23 protein-coding genes are annotated in these 21648 nt (G+C 51.1%); 11 read left to right on the forward strand and 12 right to left on the reverse strand.

Annotated elements, in window-relative coordinates:
• Nucleotides 1-292: 292 nt before the first annotated feature.
• Nucleotides 293-634, reverse strand: a complete 342-nt coding sequence (locus tag CUN67_RS10675; protein WP_208713473.1) for a hypothetical protein — start codon at nt 632-634, stop codon at nt 293-295.
• Nucleotides 635-1150: 516 nt separating this feature from the next.
• Here CUN67_RS10675 and CUN67_RS10680 point away from each other — a divergent pair.
• Nucleotides 1151-1465, forward strand: a complete 315-nt coding sequence (locus CUN67_RS10680; protein WP_208715283.1) for a BON domain-containing protein — start codon at nt 1151-1153, stop codon at nt 1463-1465.
• Nucleotides 1466-1510: 45 nt separating this feature from the next.
• On the opposite strand, the gene ompW is transcribed toward CUN67_RS10680, so the two are convergent.
• A complete protein-coding gene (ompW, locus tag CUN67_RS10685; RefSeq protein ID WP_208715284.1) occupies nt 1511-2143 on the reverse strand; it encodes an outer membrane protein OmpW in 633 nt (210 codons plus the stop codon).
• 248 nt (nt 2144-2391) lie between these two features.
• Here ompW and CUN67_RS10690 point away from each other — a divergent pair, with 248 nt between their 5' ends.
• The 4 genes from CUN67_RS10690 (at nt 2392) to yciA (ending at nt 4647) form a co-directional block, all read left to right on the forward strand.
• On the forward strand, nt 2392-2808 hold the full coding sequence (locus CUN67_RS10690; protein ID WP_208715285.1) for a YkgJ family cysteine cluster protein: 417 nt from the start codon (nt 2392-2394) through the stop codon (nt 2806-2808).
• A 27-nt stretch (nt 2809-2835) separates the two neighbouring features.
• On the forward strand, nt 2836-3570 hold the full coding sequence (locus tag CUN67_RS10695; protein ID WP_208715286.1) for a YciC family protein: 735 nt from the start codon (nt 2836-2838) through the stop codon (nt 3568-3570).
• A 52-nt stretch (nt 3571-3622) separates the two neighbouring features.
• The gene (locus CUN67_RS10700; RefSeq protein WP_208715287.1) at nt 3623-4162 is read left to right on the forward strand and encodes a septation protein A; all 540 of its coding nucleotides are present in this window, start codon (nt 3623-3625) and stop codon (nt 4160-4162) included.
• 68 nt (nt 4163-4230) lie between these two features.
• A complete protein-coding gene (yciA, locus tag CUN67_RS10705) occupies nt 4231-4647 on the forward strand; it encodes an acyl-CoA thioester hydrolase YciA (RefSeq protein ID WP_208715288.1) in 417 nt (138 codons plus the stop codon).
• 39 nt (nt 4648-4686) lie between these two features.
• Here yciA and tonB read toward each other — a convergent pair whose 3' ends face one another.
• Nucleotides 4687-5433, reverse strand: a complete 747-nt coding sequence (gene tonB, locus CUN67_RS10710) for a TonB system transport protein TonB (RefSeq protein WP_208715289.1) — start codon at nt 5431-5433, stop codon at nt 4687-4689.
• 205 nt (nt 5434-5638) lie between these two features.
• Here tonB and CUN67_RS10715 point away from each other — a divergent pair, with 205 nt between their 5' ends.
• A complete protein-coding gene (locus tag CUN67_RS10715; protein WP_208715290.1) occupies nt 5639-5935 on the forward strand; it encodes a YciI family protein in 297 nt (98 codons plus the stop codon).
• The gene (locus CUN67_RS10720) at nt 5936-6106 is read left to right on the forward strand and encodes a hypothetical protein (protein WP_208715291.1); all 171 of its coding nucleotides are present in this window, start codon (nt 5936-5938) and stop codon (nt 6104-6106) included.
• 15 nt (nt 6107-6121) lie between these two features.
• Here CUN67_RS10720 and CUN67_RS10725 read toward each other — a convergent pair whose 3' ends face one another.
• Nucleotides 6122-6295: a YciY family protein gene (locus CUN67_RS10725; protein ID WP_013509336.1), complete on the reverse strand. Its 174-nt coding sequence runs from the start codon at nt 6293-6295 to the stop codon at nt 6122-6124.
• A 162-nt stretch (nt 6296-6457) separates the two neighbouring features.
• Here CUN67_RS10725 and cls point away from each other — a divergent pair, with 162 nt between their 5' ends.
• Together cls and CUN67_RS10735 are read left to right on the forward strand one after the other, a co-directional pair.
• A complete protein-coding gene (gene cls / locus CUN67_RS10730) occupies nt 6458-7918 on the forward strand; it encodes a cardiolipin synthase (protein ID WP_208715292.1) in 1461 nt (486 codons plus the stop codon).
• A gap of 36 nt (nt 7919-7954) precedes the next feature.
• The gene (locus tag CUN67_RS10735; protein WP_208617283.1) at nt 7955-8284 is read left to right on the forward strand and encodes an HI1450 family dsDNA-mimic protein; all 330 of its coding nucleotides are present in this window, start codon (nt 7955-7957) and stop codon (nt 8282-8284) included.
• Between the two features lie 49 nt (nt 8285-8333).
• On the opposite strand, the gene oppF is transcribed toward CUN67_RS10735, so the two are convergent.
• The 7 genes from oppF to CUN67_RS10770 form a co-directional block, all read right to left on the reverse strand.
• Nucleotides 8334-9335 (reverse strand): murein tripeptide/oligopeptide ABC transporter ATP binding protein OppF, encoded by a 1002-nt coding sequence (gene oppF / locus CUN67_RS10740; protein ID WP_208715293.1) that lies wholly within the window; start codon nt 9333-9335, stop codon nt 8334-8336.
• The gene (locus CUN67_RS10745) at nt 9332-10345 is read right to left on the reverse strand and encodes an ABC transporter ATP-binding protein (protein ID WP_208715294.1); all 1014 of its coding nucleotides are present in this window, start codon (nt 10343-10345) and stop codon (nt 9332-9334) included. Before CUN67_RS10745 ends, oppF begins: the two co-directional genes overlap by 4 nt.
• 11 nt (nt 10346-10356) lie before the next feature.
• Entirely contained in the window at nt 10357-11265 is a 909-nt protein-coding gene (gene oppC, locus CUN67_RS10750) for an oligopeptide ABC transporter permease OppC (protein ID WP_208715295.1), read from the reverse strand.
• A gap of 15 nt (nt 11266-11280) precedes the next feature.
• Nucleotides 11281-12201: an oligopeptide ABC transporter permease OppB gene (gene oppB, locus CUN67_RS10755; protein ID WP_084875169.1), complete on the reverse strand. Its 921-nt coding sequence runs from the start codon at nt 12199-12201 to the stop codon at nt 11281-11283.
• 79 nt (nt 12202-12280) lie between these two features.
• The gene (oppA, locus tag CUN67_RS10760; RefSeq protein WP_208715296.1) at nt 12281-13921 is read right to left on the reverse strand and encodes an oligopeptide ABC transporter substrate-binding protein OppA; all 1641 of its coding nucleotides are present in this window, start codon (nt 13919-13921) and stop codon (nt 12281-12283) included.
• Nucleotides 13922-14083: 162 nt separating this feature from the next.
• Entirely contained in the window at nt 14084-15718 is a 1635-nt protein-coding gene (locus tag CUN67_RS10765; RefSeq protein WP_208715297.1) for an ABC transporter substrate-binding protein, read from the reverse strand.
• Nucleotides 15719-16294: 576 nt separating this feature from the next.
• Nucleotides 16295-16942 carry a YchE family NAAT transporter gene (locus CUN67_RS10770; protein WP_084875175.1) on the reverse strand — a complete coding sequence of 216 codons (648 nt, stop codon included), beginning with the start codon at nt 16940-16942 and terminating at the stop codon, nt 16295-16297.
• A gap of 448 nt (nt 16943-17390) precedes the next feature.
• On the opposite strand from CUN67_RS10770, the gene adhE reads away from it, so the two are divergent.
• Complete coding sequence (adhE, locus tag CUN67_RS10775) at nt 17391-20078, forward strand: bifunctional acetaldehyde-CoA/alcohol dehydrogenase (protein WP_208715298.1); 2688 nt, start codon at nt 17391-17393, stop codon at nt 20076-20078.
• 52 nt (nt 20079-20130) lie between these two features.
• On the opposite strand, the gene tdk is transcribed toward adhE, so the two are convergent.
• Nucleotides 20131-20751 carry a thymidine kinase gene (gene tdk, locus CUN67_RS10780; protein WP_208715299.1) on the reverse strand — a complete coding sequence of 207 codons (621 nt, stop codon included), beginning with the start codon at nt 20749-20751 and terminating at the stop codon, nt 20131-20133.
• 416 nt (nt 20752-21167) lie between these two features.
• Between tdk and hns the strand changes: the two genes are divergently transcribed.
• A complete protein-coding gene (gene hns / locus CUN67_RS10785; RefSeq protein WP_208715300.1) occupies nt 21168-21575 on the forward strand; it encodes a histone-like nucleoid-structuring protein H-NS in 408 nt (135 codons plus the stop codon).
• The last annotated feature ends 73 nt before the right edge of the window (nt 21576-21648 follow it).

Raw genomic sequence — 21648 nt, forward strand, 5'->3', positions numbered from 1 at the left:
ACTTTTTGAGGTGAGTTCATGGCTTAGGGTTGAAAGTACGGCTGATGAGTTCTGCGACTTACAAGGGGAATTACCATTCTAAATGGGTTCCCCATAGATAATTTATCGTTTATGTTCGCCGCGTGTTTTACCAAGAAAATAGGTTGCAAGATAGACAACGGCGAATGAACCAAAAAAACCTATTAGCTTCATCACAACACTATCGAAAACAGTTAATGAAGCGAGAGCTATAAAGCTCATAACTACCGTAATTGTTCCCTGTAACGCATGAGAAAGAAACCAACCGATAGCCTTAGCCAGCCAATTTACAAATCGCATCATTAATCCTTTTACATGCTTCTGGATGACTGTTTATAAATTCAAGATAGGGCTTTAACTGGTCCTCAACGACAAAGTAAATCATGTCCAGCCCTTGTGGCTGTACTTTCCAAAATGTAGTTGAATAGTGGTTCTGCATCCGACGACTGGCTAAAGCTGCTTCTTCAATTAGCCCCTGCCATAGCCCGGAGGTTAAGGTAAAACTTGCTCCAGCACCATAGAGGGATTTCCAAGCGTATGATCCCTTAGCATGTAAGATGATTGAAGTAGAGATTACCTGGGAAGTTAAGATCGAAGCACCAACACGACCGGCCAACTTGCCCGCACCATATCCAATCTGGTTATGTACGGCTTGCCTACCCTGTTCATCAAGTTTGTTGTAAAACTCAGTGATTACGATAGTGTGATCAGGCGTCTTATAGGTTCTTCATTACTGATCAACGCCTTGATCACCTTGTAGAATCGTTCGTTTTCCTGTTCATTACGCAACTTTCGACTATAGCCCAATGTACCAGTACTGATGTAAGTACGCTTTACGCCGTAGTAAAAACTCTTTGGCAATCCCTTTACACTATCCCATATACCCTCAGCAATCTTTGATGCGTCCATTGCTCAAATCCTTTGTTTCTGGCTGTGAAGCCAATCATAACTAAAGTGCGTTTATCGTACAAATCACATTCAGGTAATTGATGATTCGACTGCCCTTTCCCGCCATGATGATCATTTCGCGTTTTTTCGCTCGTCACGATTTGACCATTTCCCTCTGCCACACCACACTTGAAGCGCACCGTCACATCGCGGTGAAACATCATGTATGACAGGGAGATAACCAATGAAACTGTTCAAAATCGTTGCGGGAATGCTGATGGCTGCGGTGATGGCGCTGACCCTCAGCGCGTGTGCACCTACATCAACACAGGAAGGGACCGGTGGTTATATCGATGACACCGTGATCACGACGAAAGTGAAAACGGAACTGCTGAAGGACGACTCGCTGAAATCGACTGAGATCAATGTGGAAACCTTCAAAGGTCGGGTGCAGTTAAGTGGTTTTGTCAGTTCACCACAGATGGCGAACCGTGCGGTGGCCGTTACACGTGGCGTCGCGGGAGTGAAATCCGTGGTTAATAATATGCAAATCAAATAAGCAATCGGGCGGCCAATAGGTCGCCCGAATTTTTTGTTGTCCCGGTCAGAAACGGTAACCTGCACCAAAGAAGAAAACAAAGGGATTAATATTGGTATGGATATTCTGTTGCTCACCCGCCGCTTTAAATTTCACATTGGTATCAATATCCATGTACCAGACTGATGCGTTCAGCATCCAGTCCCGGTTGATTTGATAATCAACGCCAACCTGTCCCGCCACACCCCATGAATTTTTCATCTTGAGATCGCTCAGGCCAGCATCTTGCCCGGTTTGGTTGAAGCTTTTATCAAAGAACATCGTGTAGTTAATACCCGCACCCACATAAGGCCGAAATTTACTGCTGCTGTCCAGGAAATAATATTGCGCCATCAGCGTTGGCGGTAGCTGGTGAACAGTAGCGATATTACCGGTCGCATTCAGGCCAACTTTGTGTCTGAAAGGTGTCGCCGCCAGCAATTCAATACCAATGTTATCGGTTGCCATGTAAGTAAAGGTCAGGCCCATCTGGGTGTCATTGCTGACGTTAAATCCGCCCAAACCCAACACATTTTGCGAACTTTCAGTTGGTCGTACCGTTGCGGTACCCACACGCATAAAGAAATCACCTGCTTCGTGAGCCAGTGCCAGTTGTGGAATTGCCAGTGCTACCAGCAGCGCGCATTTTGCCAGTTTCATATTCACTCCTTTGCCCATTTGTTATTGATGTAGTGACGAAGTTTGTGGCAAGAGATCTATCGCGTTTTCCGGTAAATTGCATCTGAATCATTTCAGATAAATCACTTATAAAACAATGAATTGATTCAGATCAATTTTGGCGTTACAGCAGGAAATAAAAATCTGCTTGCGAAAATTTCGCGCCGTGACTACTTTGCTGAACTCTGCCGTTGATTTTGGTTCGATGCTTAGGAGAAGCGGGCGATCAAATGAGCGATTCATTCAACCCTTGTATGACCTGTGGCGCCTGCTGCGCCCATTTCCGTGTTTCTTTCTATTGGGCCGAAGCTGATGATGGCGGCGGCGTGGTACCGGTGGAATTAACCGAACCTTTAAGCCTGCTGATGCGCAATATGCGCGGCACTAACGCGCGTACACCGCGCTGTGTGGCGTTGCAGGGCGACATTGGCGGTTGTGTCTCCTGTGGGATTTATCAGCAGCGCCCGTCGCCCTGCCGCGAGTTTACGATGTCAGGCGAACATGGCGTGCTGAACGAAGCCTGCGATCGGGCCAGAGCACGCTATGGTTTGCCCGCCCTTTTTCACCAAACTTTACCCGACATGACAGAAAGTTATCCTAATGCGGGTGCCAGCATGCCCGCAGAACATGTACAATCGCCGGGTTAATTAACCCGGTTCCTTCAAGGAGTGTACATGTCTATCACGGCAAGCTCGTTATACCGTGACACAGGAAATTTTCTGCGCCATCAGCTGATTACCGTCGTGCTGATGGCGTTGCTGACCTCGTTTATTACCGTGATTATCGGCCATGCCCTGACACCTGGTGCCGACCAGTTATCACTGTTGAGCCAGAGTGATGACAGCGCATCCTCGCTGTTTGAGCTGGTACAGAATATGTCGCCGGATCAGCAACGCATTTTGCTGCGCGCTTCCGCTGCGGGCACCTTCGCGGCGCTGGTGGGCAACACCCTGCTGTTGGGCGGCATGCTGTGTCTGATCCCGATGGTATCGGCGGGTCAACGTGTCAGCGCGCTGCGTGCTATTGGTGCTTCCGCACCATTGCTGCCGAAATTGCTGCTGCAAACCTTTTTGATCACCTTGCTGGTTCAGATTGGCTTTATGGTCCTGATGGTGCCTGGCGTTCTTTTAGCGATCCTGTTCTCGCTGGCGCCGGTCATGCTGGTCAGTGAAAAGGTGGGTGTGATGCGCGCCATGCGTGCCAGCATGCGTATGGCCTGGAAAAACGTCAAAGTGATCGCGCCGGCGATTATTGTCTGGTTGCTGGCTAAAATCGCGCTGATGTTCTTTTTTTCTTCGCTGACGGTGCTGCCAGCCAATGTGGCTTCTGTGGTGCTGAACGCACTGGGGAACCTGGTTTCCGCCATTCTGATTATCTATTTGTACCGGCTCTATATGCTGTTACGTTAAGGATTATGGCGCTCATTGAGCGCCTTAATTGACGCCCCTGACTGGATATCCTATGAAGCAGTTACTCGATTTTCTTCCACTGGTTGTATTCTTCATTTTCTATAAGCTCTACGACATTTTTGTCGCCTCCGGTGCCCTGATCGTTGCCACCGGCGTTGCGCTGATCGCCAGCTGGGTGCTGTACCGTAAGCTGGAAAAGATGACCATCATCACTTTTGTGCTGGTTGCAGTGTTCGGCACTCTGACACTGGTATTCCATAACGATGAGTTCATCAAGTGGAAAGTGACGGTGATCTATTCCCTGTTTGCGCTGGCATTGCTCTACAGCCAATGGTTTATGAAACAGCCACTGATTCAGAGCATGCTGGGGAAAGAGTTGCAGTTACCGGATGGCGTCTGGCGTCGTCTTAATGTTGCCTGGGCGATTTTCTTCCTTGCCTGTGGTCTGACAAATATTTATGTTGCATTTTGGTTATCACAGGAATTTTGGGTTAACTTTAAAGTGTTTGGTCTGACCGGCCTTACCCTGCTGTTTACCCTGTTAAGTGGCGTGTATATCTGGCGACACATGCCGCAACAAGAAGAAAAATAATAACTGATGCCCGGCAATTGCCGGGTTTTTTGGCGGTTGCCGCCATCACCTGCATAAGAACTGAAGCAATGGACGAAAAACATAAATTGCCGCAAGGCGAAATGGTGCTGCGCACGCTGGCAATGCCAGCCGATACCAACGCCAATGGTGATATCTTTGGCGGCTGGCTGATGTCACAGATGGACATGGGTGGTGCGATTCTGGCGAAAGAGATTGCCGAAGGTCGCGTAGCAACCGTGCGCGTTGACGGTATGAGTTTTCTCAAACCGGTTGCGGTGGGTGATGTGGTGAGCTGCTATTGCCGCTGCATCCGCACCGGCAACAGCTCAATGACCATCAATATCGAAGTGTGGATCAAAAAAGTTTCTTCAGAACCGATTGGCCAGACCTACTGTGCCACCGAGGCGGTATTTATTTATGTCGCCATCGACAACTCCGGTAAGTCACGTCCGCTGCCGCCGGGTAAAGCCAACCTCAGCGATTAACGGCGATAAAAAAAGCGGTCATCCGACCGCTTTCCCACCTTATTCGATATTCGCGCCGCCGTTGATACGGAACACAATATTCATCGTCAGATTAGTGCCGGGACGTCCGGGCTGATAACGCCATTTCTTCATCGCCTGCTTCACTTCGCGTTCGAACATGTTGCGCGGTTCAGCCGAGAGAATCTGAATATTATCGACGCGACCCTCGCTATCAACATCAAACTGTACCCGCACCCGACCTTCCACGCGCAGCGCAAAAGCACGCGCCGGATAGGCGGGCTTACTGACGCTCATCGCTTTCGGGCCGTCTGAAACCGATGGCGTCGAAGTCGGATTGGTTCTCGGTGCCGTTGTTGGTCGCGTCTGCGTGGTCGGCGCGTCGGTTTTCACCGGGGCCTGCGGCTTCGCTTCCTCACGCGGTTTTACCTCACGCTTCGGTTCGTGCTTTTTCTCCACCTTCGGCTTAGGTTTTGGCTTCGGCTCAGGTTTTGGAATGGGAATCGGTACCGGCTCGGCTTTGGGCGGTTCCGGGGCCACTTCAGGAACCGGCTCCGGCGTGGGTTCCGGTTCCGGCGGGGGTGGAGGCGTCTGGACCGTTGGCGTAGGTTCTGGCTGCACTTCCGGTGCCACCATGCTTACGCTAATCGGCTGTGATGCTTTAGGAACCTCAATGACCTGATGAAACGATGCATAGAGAATGCCAGCAATTACTGTGCCGTGAAGTACCACGGATAACAGCACAGAAACGGGAGTGCGTTTTGGGAAAGGCGTAGTCAGCGTCGTCATAACAGTCATGTTCATTGAGTGAAGCGCAGATTTTAAATGCAAATAGCAATCAGTTTCAATAAGCAGTGTTAAGTGCGTGCCCGTAAATGCATTTTTTAGCCCCATTTGCGCTGAATGGCGCTGGAATTATCTTTCGTTTGCACTCTGTTTACCGATCACTTAACGTGTTTTGCAAATCTGACCAGTATAACGGGAGTTCCCAATCGTGCTTTATGTCATTTATGCGGAAGACAATGCTGATTCACTGGAAAAACGTACTTCTGTACGCCCTGCCCACCTGGCTCGTCTGCAACTGTTGCAGGATGAAGGGCGTTTGATTGTGGCTGGCCCGATGCCAGCTGTTGATAGCAACGATCCCGGTGCCGCCGGTTTTACCGGTTCAACCGTGATTGCCGAGTTTCCGTCTCTGGAAGCGGCACAATCCTGGGCAAATGATGATCCGTATATTGCTGCGGGTGTGTATAAGCAGGTTGCGGTCAAGCCGTTCAAGCGCGTTTTCTAAATGTGGCGCGCACTGGCTCTGCTGATCATCGTCTTCGCACTGATTGGCAGAGCACTCTGGATATGGCGTCGGCAGGGCTTTCGTCACGCCCGCCAGCAAATCGTGATGTTGATTGTGCTGGCCGCCGCACTGCAGATGGTTAACCTGACATTAGTTTTACGCGGCGTTTAACGCCGCGATTTTCCATCAGGTATTTTGTGTGATGAACAGGATGGAGCGGCGATGCTGCTGCGCGACCTGGTGACGAATGGCGTGAATACGTTTATAGCGCCGGGATTGCCCTTCCAGCCAGCGTGCGCGACGGCGCTGCACCTGACGTAACATTCTCCAGCGAGCCACTTCATTTCTGCTTCGTCTCATCACATCCTCTCTGACTGGCTAATCACCGGCACGCATTATAGTGATCTGCCATAAAATGCCAATTCGAATCGCTTATCGTTAACCCGTTATGATTAAGGGTTTCGCTACCGTTCATCAACACGTAAACTTTGCTCATCAAAGCGCGAACGGGACGTCCACTTAATGACCACATTTTATACCCTGATCAGTTGGTTACTACTGTTTGGCTACTGGTTGCTCATTGCGGGTGTGACACTGCGAATTCTGATGAAACGCCGTGCTGTCACGTCTGCTATGGCCTGGTTGCTGGTCATCTATATTCTGCCGCTGGTGGGTATTATTGCGTATCTGTCATTTGGTGAACTGCATCTGGGCAAGCGCCGTGCGGAACGGGCGCGCACTATGTGGCCGTCAACGGCCAAATGGCTTAACGACCTGAAGCAATGCCGCCATATCTTCGCGACCGAACACAGCGATGTCGCCCTGTCCTTGTTCCAGCTGTGCCACCACCGCCAGGGTATTGCCGGCGTAAAAGGCAATCAGCTGCAGTTGCTGACGAACTCCGATGATGTGATGCATGCCTTAATCCGCGATATTCAGCTGGCTCGCCACAACATCGAGATGGTGTTCTATATCTGGCAACCCGGCGGGCTGGCGGACGAAGTGGCTGAATCGCTGATGGCCGCATCACGTCGTGGCGTGCACTGCCGCCTGATGCTCGATTCCGCTGGCAGCGTCGCCTTTTTTCGCAGTCCGTGGGTCGGGATGATGCGGAATGCGGGTATCGACGTGGTAGAGGCGCTGCAGGTCAGCCTGCTGCGTGTGTTCCTGCGCCGTATGGATTTGCGTCAGCATCGCAAGGTGGTGCTGATTGATAACTATATTGCCTACACAGGCAGCATGAATCTGGTTGATCCGCGTTTCTTCAAGCAGGATGCGGGGGTGGGCCAATGGATTGACATGATGGCCCGTATGGAAGGCCCGGTCGCCACCACCATGGGCATTGTTTACTCCTGCGACTGGGAGATTGAAACCGGCAAACGCATCCTGCCGCCCGCCCCTGATGCCAATGTGATGCCGTTTGAACAGGAGAGTGGTCACATCATTCAGGTGATTGCTTCCGGTCCCGGCTTTCCGGAGGACATGATCCATCAGGCATTGTTAACGGCGGTCTATTCCGCGCGCCACCAGTTGATCATGACCACGCCCTACTTCGTCCCCAGCGATGATTTACTGCATGCCATCTGTACCGCCGCGCTGCGCGGGGTGGAGGTCAGCATTATCGTGCCACGGCATAACGATTCCCTGCTGGTTGGCTGGGCCAGCCGCGCCTTCTTTACCGAGCTGCTGGAAGCCGGAGTGAAGATTTATCAGTTCGAGGATGGGCTGTTGCATACCAAGAGCGTGCTGGTAGATGGTCAGCTCAGCCTGGTGGGCACCGTGAATCTTGATATGCGCAGCCTGTGGCTCAATTTTGAGATTACCCTGGTGGTGGATGATGCCGGATTTGGCAGCGATCTTGCTTGTGTTCAGGATGACTATATCGCCCGCTCACGCCTGCTGGATGGCGCGCGCTGGGCAAAACGTGCCTGGTGGCAGCGCATCGTCGAACGACTGTTTTACTTCTTCAGTCCTTTACTGTAAAACGAGCGGAAATATTTACCGCCGCAGGGCACGCAAATGACCATGGATTTAAATAATCGCCTGACTGAAGATGAAACGCTGGAGCAGGCTTACGATATTTTTCTTGAACTGGCAGGTGACAACCTCGATCCAGCCGACATCATTCTGTTCAATCTGCAGTTTGAGGAACGTGGGGGTGCCGAGCTGTTCGATCCCTCAGAAGACTGGCAGGAACATGTGGATTTCGACCTGAACCCTGACTTTTTCTCTGAAGTGGTGATTGGACTCGGTGAAGCGGATGGGGAGCCGATTACCGATGTCTTTGCGCGCGTGCTGCTGTGTCGCGAGAAAGACCACAAGCTGTGCCATATCCTGTGGCGTGAATAATTCAGGGTAAAAATTAAATGAACGCCGGGCAATCGCCCGGCGTTTTGTTTTACATCGGATCTACCTTCAGGCAGGACACCGCATGGCGGAAGCTGCCTTCAAGTAATGGACGCGTTTTCGCGCACTCTGGTCCGGCTATCGGGCAGCGGGTACGGAATACGCAGCCTGATGGCGGATTGATCGGCGACGGCAGCTCCCCTTCCAGCAACTGGATCTGTTTATTCTTCTCCAGATCCGGGTCAGGAATCGGCACTGCCGACATCAACGCACGGGTGTAGGGATGCTGTGGATTGTTGTACACCGCATCATACGTCCCCAGTTCCACCGCATGACCAAGGTACATCACCAGCACACGGTCAGAGATGTGTTTCACCACCGCCAGATCGTGGGCAATGAAGATCAGTGACAACCCCATCTCACGTTGCAGCTGCTGCAACAGGTTCACCACCTGCGCCTGAATCGACACATCCAGTGCCGACACCGGTTCATCACAAATGATCAGTTTCGGTTCCAGAATCAGCGCGCGGGCAATACCAATACGCTGGCACTGGCCACCGGAAAACTCGTGAGGATAACGGTTGATAAGGTTTGGCAGCAGGCCAACCTTCATCATCATGTTTTTAACCTTATCCTTCACTTCCTGACGCGGCATCTTCGGATGATAGGTACGCAGCGGTTCCGCTATAATATCGCCGATGGTCATACGTGGGTTAAGCGACGCTAACGGGTCCTGGAAGATCATCTGGATATCGCTGCGCGCTTTGCGCCACTCTTCCTGACTCTGTCCCAGCAGGTCACGCCCCAGCCAGGCAACACGCCCTTCTGTGGCCTTTACCAGCCCGATAATGGCACGCGCCAGCGTCGATTTGCCGCAGCCGGATTCACCGACCACACCCAGGGTCTCCCCTTCATATAAGCGCAGACTGACACCATCAACCGCTTTCAGGGTTTTTGCTGGCTGCCAGAACCACTGCTTGCCATCTTTGATATCGAAATGCACCTTCAGATCGGCGATTTCCAGTAAAACTTTCTTTTCCGCTACGGTGTTCATACTAATTCCTCCACCGGCTTAAAGCAGGCACGCAGGCGTCCTTCGCCAAAAGGCTCCAGCGCCGGGGCAGTAGCACAGATATCCATCGCATGCGGACAACGTGGCTGGAATGGACAACCCTGCGGCAGGCGCAGCAGGTTAGGTGGATTACCCGGAATGGTCATCAGCGACTCGCCTTCGGCATCCAGGCGCGGTACCGCGCTCAGCAAGCCGATGGAGTAAGGGTGCGCCGGTTGATAAAACACATCACGCGCCCGGCCATATTCCATGGTGCGTCCGGCATACATCACCAGCACCTTGTCACAGATCCCCGCGACCACGCCCAGATCGTGGGTAATCATGATGATCGCGGTGTTGAACTCGCGCTTCAGTTCATTCAACAGCGTCATAATTTGTGCCTGTACCGTCACGTCCAGCGCGGTGGTTGGCTCATCGGCGATCAGTAATTTAGGACGACACAGCAATGCCATGGCAATCATCACGCGCTGACGCATCCCGCCGGAGAACTCGTGCGGGAACATTTTCATACGCTTGCGTGCTTCCGGCATTTTCACCGCATCCAGCATACGTACCGACTCTTCAAACGCCTGCGCATTGCTCATTCCTTTATGCAGCTTCAGCACTTCCATCAGCTGCTCACCCACGCGCATATACGGGTTCAGCGAGGTCATTGGGTCCTGGAAAATCATCGCGATCTGCTCGGCACGCAGCTTATTCAGCGCGTTTTCCGGCAGGTTGAGAATTTCCTGGCCGTTAAATTTTGCCGAACCACCAATACGACCGTTTTTTGCCAGCAGCCCCATCAGGGCAAAGGCGGTCTGCGATTTACCGGAACCGGATTCACCCACGATCCCCAGCGTTTCACCGGCACGCAGGGAAAAGTTGAGGTCGTTGACTGCGGTGACGTCGCCATCGTGGGTACCAAAGGTCACCCGCAAATCTTTGACGTCTAACAACAGGTTGCTTCCCGCACGGGCCGCCATTGCTGGCTGAAATTCATGAATGGTCATCGGGAAACTCCTCAACGATCTTTCGGGTCGAGGGCATCACGCAGGCCATCGCCGATAAAGTTAAAACAGAACAACGTGACCACCAGGAAGCCTGCCGGAAACAGCAGCAGCCAGGGTGAAACTTCCATTGAGTTAGCACCATCGCTCAGCAACGCGCCCCAGCTACTCAGCGGTTCCTGGGTACCCAACCCAAGGAAGCTCAGGAAGGATTCAAACAGGATCATGCTGGGCACCAACAGCGAGGCATACACCACCACCACACCCAACACGTTAGGCACGATATGGCGCAGCACGATATGGGTAGTGGACACCCCACCGACCTGGGCTGCTTCAATAAACTCTTTACGTTTCAATCCCAGCGTCTGACCGCGCACGATACGCGCCATATCCAGCCACGACACCATACCAATGGCGACAAAAATCAGCAGGATGTTACGGCCAAAGAAGGTCACCAGCAGAATGACGAAGAACATAAACGGGAAGGAGTTAAGGATTTCCAGGATACGCATCATCACCGAGTCGGTTTTACCGCCGAGATAACCGGCAGCCGAGCCATACAGGGTGCCCACCAGCACCGCAATCAGCGCCGAGGCAATCCCCACCATTAACGAGATACGGCCACCAATAGCCACTCGCACCAGCAAATCCCGGCCAGAGGAGTCCGTGCCGAACCAGTGCCCTGATGTGGTATCCGGCGGCGCGGACATCATGCCCCAGTCGGTATCGTCATAGCGAAACTGCGACAACATCGGGGCAAATACCACGAACAGCGCGATCAGTACCAGCACCAGCAAACTCAGCAGCGCAGCACGGTTATGAATAAAGCGACGACGCGCATCCTGCCACAGGCTGCGTCCCTCAACTTCCAGCTTTTCACTGAAGGCATCCAGAGCTTCGCTGTTTTTCTTACTTAACATCATGGGCGAACTCCAGCATCAGTAACGAATCTTCGGATCGATCACGGCATACAGCACGTCAACGACCGCGTTAAACACAATGGTCAGCACACCAACCAGGATTGTCAGGCTCATCACCAGCGAATAGTCGCGATTGAGCGCACCATTGACGAACAGCTGACCAATCCCCGGCAGACCATAGATTGATTCGATAACCATTGAACCGGTAATGATGCCGACGAATGCCGGGCCCATATACGAGATCACCGGCAGCAGCGCCGGTTTCAGCGCATGACGCAACACGATACGACGCAGCGGCAGCCCTTTGGCCCGCGCAGTGCGGATAAAGTTGGAGTGCATCACTTCAATCATTGAGCCACGCGTAATTCGCGCGATGCTGGCGATATACGCCAGAGACAGCGCCACCATCGGCAGCAGCATGTATTGCACTTGCCCGCCGTTCCAGCCACCGCCGGGCAGCCAGCGCAAGGTGATGGCGAACACCAGGACCAGCAATGGCGCGACCACAAAACTCGGTATCACCACGCCGGTCATGGCGACCCCCATCACCGCATAATCCCATAAACTGTTTTGTTTCAGCGCGGCGATGACGCCCGCGGTAATCCCCAACACCATCGCCAGCACAAAGGCCGCCAGGCCGAGTTTGGCTGATACCGGGAAGGCATGTCCTACCAGATAGTTAACGCTATAGTCCTTGTACTTAAACGAGGGGCCAAAATCGCCGTGCGCCAGCTGAATCAGGTAATCAACATATTGTTTGCCGATGGGATCGTTGAGATGGTATTTGGCTTCGATATTCGCCATCACTTCGGGCGATAAGGTGCGTTCGCCGGTAAACGGGCTACCGGGTGCCAGTCGCATCATGAAGAAGGAGATGGTAATCAAAACGAAGAGCGTCGGAATCGCTTCCAGAATCCGTCGCAGGATGAATTTTAACATTGCCGTACCTACCAGGCTGTTGCTTCACAAAGTAATTGGCGGTGCCGCAGCACCGCCACTGTCGATAGCCTGTGTGCTATTAGTGTTTAATTATATAAAAGTTCTTATCAAGGGTTTTATCCAGCGGATCTTTACCGGTGTAACCGCCGACATAAGGTTTCACCAGACGCGCGTTCACGTAGTAGTAAACCGGCACGATGGTGCTGTCTTTATCGAGGATCTGTTCCGCTTTTTGATAATCAGCCGCACGACCTTTGGCGTCAGGGGCTTTGATCGCATCTTTGATCACCTGATCAAACTCAGCGCTCTTATAGTGCGAGGTGTTACTGCTGCTGTCCGATACCATGATGTTCAGGAACGAAGTCGGTTCGTTGTAATCTGCACACCAGGCCGCGCGTGAAACGTCAAAGTTGCCCTGATGACGGGTGTCCAGGAAGGTTTTCCACTCCTGGTTTTCCAGCTTGATGTTCACGCCGATGTTTTTCTTCCAGATCGATGCCGCGGCAATTGCCAGCTTTTTGTGCAGATCGGACGTGTTGTACAGCAGGTTGAAGGTCAACGGTTTGTCTGCGGTATAACCGGCTTCAGCCAGCAATTTCTTCGCTTCAGCGTTACGTTTTTCCTGTGACCATTTGAACCAGTCCGGCGGCAGAATTTCCATGCCATCGGTGGCTGGCGGGGTGAAGCTGTAGGCAGGCATCTGGCCCTGTGCCAGCACTTTGTTCACCATGATGTCGCGGTCCAGACCCAATTTCAGCGCTGCACGAACGCGCGGATCGGTGAATGGTGCTTTCTGGTTGTTGATTTCGTAGTAGTAAGTACACAGATACGGATCAACATGCAGCTCTTTGCCGTTATCACGCTGCAGCTTTTTGAACAGCTCAATCGGCATGTTGTTATAGGTCATGTCGCTGCCGTTCTCAGAGAAGTAACGGTTAACATCGCTCACTTCAGAGCTGATCGGCAGGAAGGTGACTTTGTTCAGCACGGTGTGGGCGTTATCCCAATATTCCGGGTTACGCACCAGCGTAATACGTTCGTTGATCACATGATCCTGGAGTTTGAAGGCACCGTTACCTACCCAATTCTGCGGCTGAGTCCACTGCTCGCCAAACTTCTCAATCGCTGGCTTGTAAACCGGTGACATCACGGAGTTAATCAGCAGTTTATCGAAATACGGCACCGGCTCACTCAGGGTAACTTCCAGCGTGTGATCGTCCAGCGCTTTCACGCCCAGATCGGTAATCGGTTTTTTACCGGCAATGATGTCATCAACGTTGGCGATGTGGCCATACTGCGGATAGCTGGCATACGGGGACGCCGTTTTCGGGTCAACCAGACGTTCCCAGCTATACACGAAATCCTGTGCCGTTACCGGCGCACCATTCGACCATTTAGCGTCTTTACGCAGATGGAAAGTCCAGACTTTGAAATCTTTGTTTTCCCAGCTTTCGGCCACGCCCGGCACCGGTTTGCCATCGCTGTCGCTCACCAGCAGACCTTCATACAGGTCACGCGCGACGTTATCTTCCGGCACGCCTTCAATTTTATGTGGGTCCAGTGACTGCACTTCGTCACCATTACCACGCACCAACTCCTGCTTTGCTGCCAATTGAACGCCTGCTGGCACTGTCGCTGCCAGCGCGGCATTCCCTGCCAGCGCGCCAATCGCCGCAACTACACCTAAGGCGATCAGGCTTTTTTTCGTGATGTTGTTCATTATTACGCTCCAGTTTTATTATCGTCACCGGGTCGGTCTAAGCCGCCCGGCGTACCCCGTATCCGGGAATCTCCGCCCTGTCTGGTCAGAGATTGCAATCCCCCTTGCAAGGGTTGCCACGGTAACGTGCCGCCCGACTGTAGCGCCGGATCAGCCCGTTACTCAATGTTTCTTTATGTAATAGTATTTCAGATTAATCAGATCCTGGGGATCACGTCCGGTAAAACCACCCACCCAGGGCTTCACCAGCCGCACGCTGACCCGATAATAAACCGGGATAATCGCAGAATCTTTGTCCTGCTGATTTTCTGCCTGTTGATAGAGTGCCGCGCGTGCCGCGTCGTCCGGGGCGGTTAGCGTTTGCGCCATCAGCCGATCAAATTCCGGGCTGCTGTAGAACGCGGTATTGATTGACGCACCGCTCAGCAACATATTCAGGAACGTGGACGGCTCGTTGTAGTCAGCACACCAGGTGGCTCGCACCACATCGTATTGCGCCTGGTGGCGCGTTTCGAGCAGCGTTTTCCACTCCTGATTTTCCAGTGTCACCACCGCGCCGAGGTTTTTCTGCCACATAGAAGCGGCAGCAATCGCCTGCTTTTTGTTTTGCTCGGAGGTGTTGTAGAGCAGCGAGAAGCGCAGCGGGTGCTGTTCATTAAAACCGGCCTCTGCCAGCAGCTTTTTCGCACTGGCATTGCGTTCTGCCTGCGTTTCATTGAACCAGGCTGGCGGGGAAAGCTTAATACCTTCGGTAAATGGCGGTGTCAGGCTGTAGGCGGGGATTTGCCCCTGCCCCATCACTTTCTGCGCAATGATGTCACGATCCAGCGTCAGCTTCAGCGCGGTACGCACCCTGGCATCATTAAATGGGGCTTTTTTATTGTTGATTTCATAGTAGAAAGTGCACAACAGCGGGCTGACTCTAACCTGATCACCCAGATCCTGACGCAATTTTTGGTAAATATCGGGCGGGACCACGCTGTTGGTCATATCCGTGCCGCCACTGCGATAACGGTTAATATCGCTGTTTTCTGACGATAACGGCAGATAAACGCCCTCTTCAATCACGGTATGCGCATTGTCCCAGTACAGCGGATTGCGCTTCACCACAATTTTTTCATTCACCACCCATTGGCTCAGGGTGTAGGGACCATTGCTGACGTAATGTTCAGGCTGGGTCCACTGCTCACCCCACTTCTCCACTGCCGGAGGATAAACCGGCTTCATTGAGGTATTTGCCACCATGGAGAGGAAATAAGGGACAGGTTCTGACAGCGTTACCTGAAAATGACGGGCATCCAGCGCTTTGACACCCAGTTCAGCCGGTTTGGCTTTACCAGCCATGACCGCATCAACATTGGCCACATGCGCCGCCTGCAAATAGCTGGCGTAAGGAGAAGCCGTTTGCGGATCGGCAAGGCGCTGCCAGCTGTAAACAAAATCGGCTGCCGTTACCGGCTCACCATTACTCCAGCGGGCATTTTCTCGCAGGGTGAACGTCCAGACGCGCCCTTGTTCGCTGTGCCAGCTTTCCGCTACGCCAGGGACAATTTTGCCGTTGTTGTCGGTGTTAACCAGCCCGTCGAGCAGACTTTGAATCACATTGGATTCCGGTACACCTTCAATTTTTTGCGGATCGAGGGAAGCCACTTCACTGCCGTTATTAATAACAATGCGCTGCGTGGCGGATAATGGTGTCCCTGCCGGGATGTCAGCCGCCTGACTCTGGCTCAAAACACTCCACAGGCAAAGGGCAAGAGGTGAAAACGCCGGGGCCTTCGCTAGCATCCATTTCATCTACAGAAATCAACCTTCAACATAAACCTGATAGCGAGTAAGCAAGAACCGTACACATTTTTGACTATCAGATAAAAAAATTGCGATGTTCCGAAAATTATCAGAACAAATGCCCACGCGCCAAAGCTAAACCACAAAAATGTTATCTAATTCTCTTTTATCACGTCTTATTGCTCAGGAAAAGTGTTAATTCTTAACCAAAATTATCACTTAATACATTGATTTATATCTATTTTATGAAGTATTTGCTGCCTTAGTGTGCAAAGTTAAAAGCAGAATAGCCAAAATGTGTTTTACTCCAGCGAGTAACATGAATATGGGGCATGTGAATAGAAGAAGAGTCTAAACGGCGGGAATTATTTTATATTCTTATCAGATAATCAGAATATGATGCTGTGATAATTATCACAGTAAAAAAGAGAGAATGACTCAACTCCGATGAGCACAGTAGCAAAATTGATAACCCAGCAGCGGTGTTAAGCATGATGAATAAAAGCACCAATCTGGTGCGAAATTATCATCACGCGCACCAGATTGGATCATGAAAAGATGACGTGTAGAAAATTAAGGCGATTTTTAACTTAATAAACCCGGGAAAATGGCTTTTAGTCCGGTGACCACAAACTCAATACCCAATGCCATCAGCAATAAGCCCATAATACGCGTAATGACGTTAATACCTGTCTGCCCCAGCACTCTGACCATCAGGGGAGCCGCCCGGAACAATAGCCAGCAGCAGAAAGCAAAAATTGCGATGGCCAGGGTGAAGCCGAGCAGATTTTGCCAGTTATGGTAACGGGTGCTCCAGACAATGGTGGAACTGATCGCACCAGGACCTGCCATCAGCGGTAATGCCAGCGGCACAACACCGATGCTTTCTCTAATCGCGGTTTCTGACTTTTCCTGCTTGTTCTGCTTATCTTCCCCCAGCTTACCGCTGATCATCGACATGGCGATGGTCACCACCAGAATGCCGCCGGCAATACGGAATGAATCAATAGAGATACCAAACAGGTGCAAAATCGCGTCACCGAGAAACAGCGACGTCCACAATATGATGGCTACAGCCAGATTAGCCGTCAGGTTAGTTTTATTCCGCTCTACTGCCCCCTGATAGCTGGTCATGCTGATAAACACCGGGATGATGCCCACTGGGTTCACCAGGGCGAACAAACCGACAAAAAACTTAATATAGCCGGATAGATCAAGTAGCACGGGGGTCACAGTCAGCTCCAGAATGGGTCACAGTAAAAATCGCGCATAATGTAGTGCAAATCACTGGCTAAAAACCAGCGCTTTTAGCAGAAATCTATGCTGCCTCTTGCACGGAAATCCAGTGCATTTAACTGCCGTTAATGTCGGGTTACTGCTTTGCTACTGTTCGGTCCTTATTGTGTGGCGGGTTGCGATTACTTTAATTGCAAAAGTGGGTGCTGAATGGTGTCAGCTTAGGACAAAATTGATCTGCGTCATAATTCTTCTACCTCATCGGGGGTAACCTTACCCCATCGAAACAATATCCTGAGGCGTCACTATCCAGAACAGTAAACCTTTTTAGTAAGCAATCGCGAGTTCACTCGCCCCCCTGACCAAACAGCGTTCTATAGCGCGACTATACTTCTGGATCCAGGCTTGTTTACTAAAAAAGTTTAACTTCCTTCAGGAGAGCACCATGGCCGTAACTAATGTCGCCGAACTTAATGCACTGGTAGAACGTGTTAAAAAGGCACAGCGCGAATACGCCAATTTTAGTCAGGAACAAGTTGATGCCATCTTCCGCGCCGCTGCCCTCGCCGCCGCTGATGCACGAATCCCGCTCGCTAAGATGGCCGTTGCCGAATCCGGCATGGGCATCGTCGAAGATAAAGTGATCAAAAACCACTTTGCTTCCGAATATATTTACAACGCCTATAAAGATGAAAAAACCTGTGGTGTGCTCGACACCGATGACACCTTTGGCACCATCACTATTGCCGAACCTATTGGCCTGATTTGCGGTATCGTACCGACCACCAACCCGACTTCAACCGCAATTTTTAAAGCGCTTATCAGTCTGAAAACCCGTAACGGCATTATCTTCTCGCCACATCCACGCGCTAAAGATGCCACCAACAAAGCCGCTGACATCGTGCTGCAAGCTGCTATCGCCGCAGGCGCACCTAAAGATATTATCGGCTGGATTGATGCCCCGTCAGTAGAACTGTCAAATCAGTTAATGCATCACCCGGATATCAACCTGATCCTGGCGACAGGTGGCCCTGGCATGGTGAAAGCCGCTTACAGTTCCGGTAAGCCAGCGATTGGTGTGGGTGCCGGTAATACCCCGGTGGTGGTGGATGAAACGGCCGATATCAAACGCGCTGTCGCGTCTATTCTGATGTCAAAAACCTTCGATAACGGTGTGATTTGTGCTTCGGAGCAGTCAGTTATCGTCGTCGATTCTGCCTATGACGCGGTGCGTGAACGTTTTGCCAGCCACGGCGGTTATATGCTGCAGGGCAAAGAGCTGAAAGCCGTGCAGGATATCATCCTGAAAAATGGCGCACTCAACGCCGCGATTGTGGGTCAGCCTGCGCCGAAAATTGCTGAGATGGCGGGTATTACTGTCCCGGCTAACACCAAGATTTTGATTGGTGAAGTGAAGCTGGTTGATGAGTCAGAACCCTTCGCTCATGAGAAATTATCGCCGACGCTGGCCATGTATCGTGCCAAAGATTTCCAGGACGCAGTTGATAAAGCGGAAAAACTGGTCGCAATGGGCGGTATCGGTCATACCTCCTGTCTCTATACTGACCAGGATAACCAGAATGAACGCGTGCACTACTTCGGCGACAAGATGAAAACCGCACGTATCCTGATCAACACCCCGGCATCACAGGGGGGTATCGGTGACTTGTATAACTTCAAACTGGCTCCGTCACTGACGCTGGGTTGTGGTTCATGGGGCGGTAACTCCATTTCTGAAAACGTGGGACCGAAACACCTTATCAACAAGAAAACCGTGGCCAAGCGAGCTGAAAATATGTTGTGGCATAAACTTCCGAAGTCTATCTACTTCCGTCGTGGTTCTCTGCCAATTGCGCTTGAAGAAGTGGCGACTGACGGAGCCAAACGTGCTTTCATCGTCACCGACCGTTTCCTGTTCAACAATGGCTATGCTGACCAGGTCACCCGCGTGCTGAAATCACACGGTATCGAGACTGAAGTATTCTTCGAAGTCGAAGCTGACCCGACCCTGAGCATCGTGCGTAAAGGTGCTGAGCAGATGAACAGCTTTAAACCTGACGTGATTATCGCCCTGGGTGGTGGTTCACCGATGGATGCTGCCAAAATCATGTGGGTGATGTATGAACATCCGGAAACCCATTTTGAAGAACTGGCACTGCGCTTTATGGATATCCGTAAACGTATCTACAAATTCCCGAAAATGGGTGTGAAAGCGCGCATGATCGCCATCACTACCACTTCCGGTACCGGCTCTGAAGTGACACCGTTCGCCGTCGTTACCGATGACGCGACAGGTCAGAAATATCCGCTGGCTGACTATGCACTGACCCCGGATATGGCGATTGTCGATGCTAACCTGGTGATGGATATGCCGCGTTCACTCTGCGCCTTTGGCGGTCTGGATGCCGTGACTCACTCACTGGAAGCCTACGTCTCTGTGCTCGCCAATGAATACTCCGATGGACAGGCTCTGCAGGCACTGAAATTGCTGAAAGAAAACCTGCCAGCCAGCTATAAAGAAGGGGCGAAAAACCCGGTAGCTCGTGAACGCGTACACAATGCGGCCACCATCGCGGGTATTGCGTTTGCTAACGCCTTCCTCGGTGTATGTCACTCAATGGCACATAAACTGGGTTCAGAGTTCCATATTCCGCATGGTCTGGCGAACGCCCTGTTGATTTGTAACGTTATCCGCTACAACGCGAATGACAACCCAACTAAACAGACTGCTTTCAGCCAGTATGACCGTCCACAGGCGCGTCGTCGTTATGCCGAAGTGGCTGACCATCTGGGCCTGAGTGCTGAAGGTGACCGCACTGCGCAGAAAATTGAAAAACTGCTGGCATGGCTGGAAGAGATGAAAACCCAACTGGGCATCCCGACCTCCATTCGTGAAGCTGGGGTACAGGAAGCTGACTTCCTCGCCAAAGTGGATAAACTGGCTGATGATGCCTTCGATGATCAGTGTACCGGTGCTAACCCGCGCTACCCGCTGATTGCTGAACTGAAACAAATCATGCTGGATACTTTCTACGGTCGCGAATTTGTCGAAACCACAGCCGAAGTGACAGAAGCGGTTGATCTGCAGCCGGTAAAGTCAGTAAAGACTGAGAAAAAAACCAAAAAAGCGTAAGCTTCGATAACAAAAAAACCCGCTTCGGCGGGTTTTTTTATATTCACTGTTTTTACTGATGAGGTTGATTCGACCCGTAAATCGCTTTTAAGGATCCTTCATCAATTGCCTGTTTATAATGCTTTCGGCAAACAGATATATAACGTTCATTACCGCCAATCACCACCTGCTCACCTTCACTAAAAGGTTTTCCATTGGCATCCAGACGTAAAACCATACTGGCTTTACGCCCGCAGTGGCAGATTGTTTTCAGTTCCACTAACTTATCTGCCCATGCCAGCAGGTATTGGCTGCCGACAAACAATTCACCGCGAAAATCGGTGCGCAGTCCATAACACAACACGGGAATATCCATATTGTCGACCACATCGGACAACGCTTTTACCTGTTCACGGGTCAGGAACTGGCTTTCGTCCACCAGTACGCAATGCACCGGTTGTCTGGCATGTTCGGCCGCTATTTCGGTATCCAGCTGGGTTTGGGCATTATATAAAAATGCCGGTGAAGAGAGACCAATACGCGAACTGACCTTACCGGCACCGAAGCGATCATCAATTTCAGCGGTATAAACCAGGGTACGCATGCCACGTTCCTGGTAATTATAGGAAGATTGTAGCAAGGCCGTTGATTTGCCTGCATTCATCGCTGAGTAATAAAAATAGAGTTGAGCCATTGGAAAATCTCATCAGGGCCTGAACCAGTTGCGCGCAAGTCTACCATAAAGACAGCATGCCTGTAGCGATGGATTAATTTTTATCATTTGCTCAAATTACCAACGTCATAGCACTTCATTTATTGCCCGAAACACACTGACAAAGCACAAAATGACAAAGCACCAATGTTTATTTTTTATTCAGCTTTATTCCCCAGCTCCCGTAGTTGCCTGACAACGGCGGGTTATAAACCACAAAATTTAAGGGTTAAGGAATACAAAAGAGAGCGTTAAATAGTGTCTGGCAGTTGCTAAAAAAGTCTCATCGTTTTTTATTTACGTTTTGCTCGTTAATTTTGCTATTGCAGTTATTTTTTCCCACCACTATTATGAGCTGGCAGAACAACTCCCATTAAATATATTTTGAGATTAGGACAATGAGCGAAGCACTTAAAATTCTGAATAATATCCGTACATTGCGCGCGCAGGCTCGGGAATGCTCTCTGGAAACACTGGAAGAGATGCTGGAAAAACTTGAGGTTGTGGTGAAAGAGCGTCGTGAAGAAGAGTCGCATGCAGAGGCAGAAAATGCTGAGCGTAACCGTAAGCTGGAACAATATCGTGAGATGTTGATTGCTGACGGTATCGATCCCAACGAGTTACTGCATGCCTTATCTGAAACCAAAACTTCAGCTAAAACCAAGCGTGCGGCTCGCCCGGCTAAATATCAATACGTTGATGAAAATGGTGAAACCCGCACCTGGACAGGCCAGGGTCGTACACCCGCCGTGATTAAAAAAGCAATTGAAGAACAAGGCAAACAACTGGACGATTTTCTGCTGTAAATCCTCCCAGTGCTTCGAAAAAATTGTGACTACACACCCATTTGGTGAATTCACCAGGTAAGAAAAAGGAAGC

Origin of the sequence: Pantoea cypripedii (assembly GCF_011395035.1) — a bacterium.
Lineage (GTDB): Bacteria > Pseudomonadota > Gammaproteobacteria > Enterobacterales > Enterobacteriaceae > Pantoea > Pantoea cypripedii_A.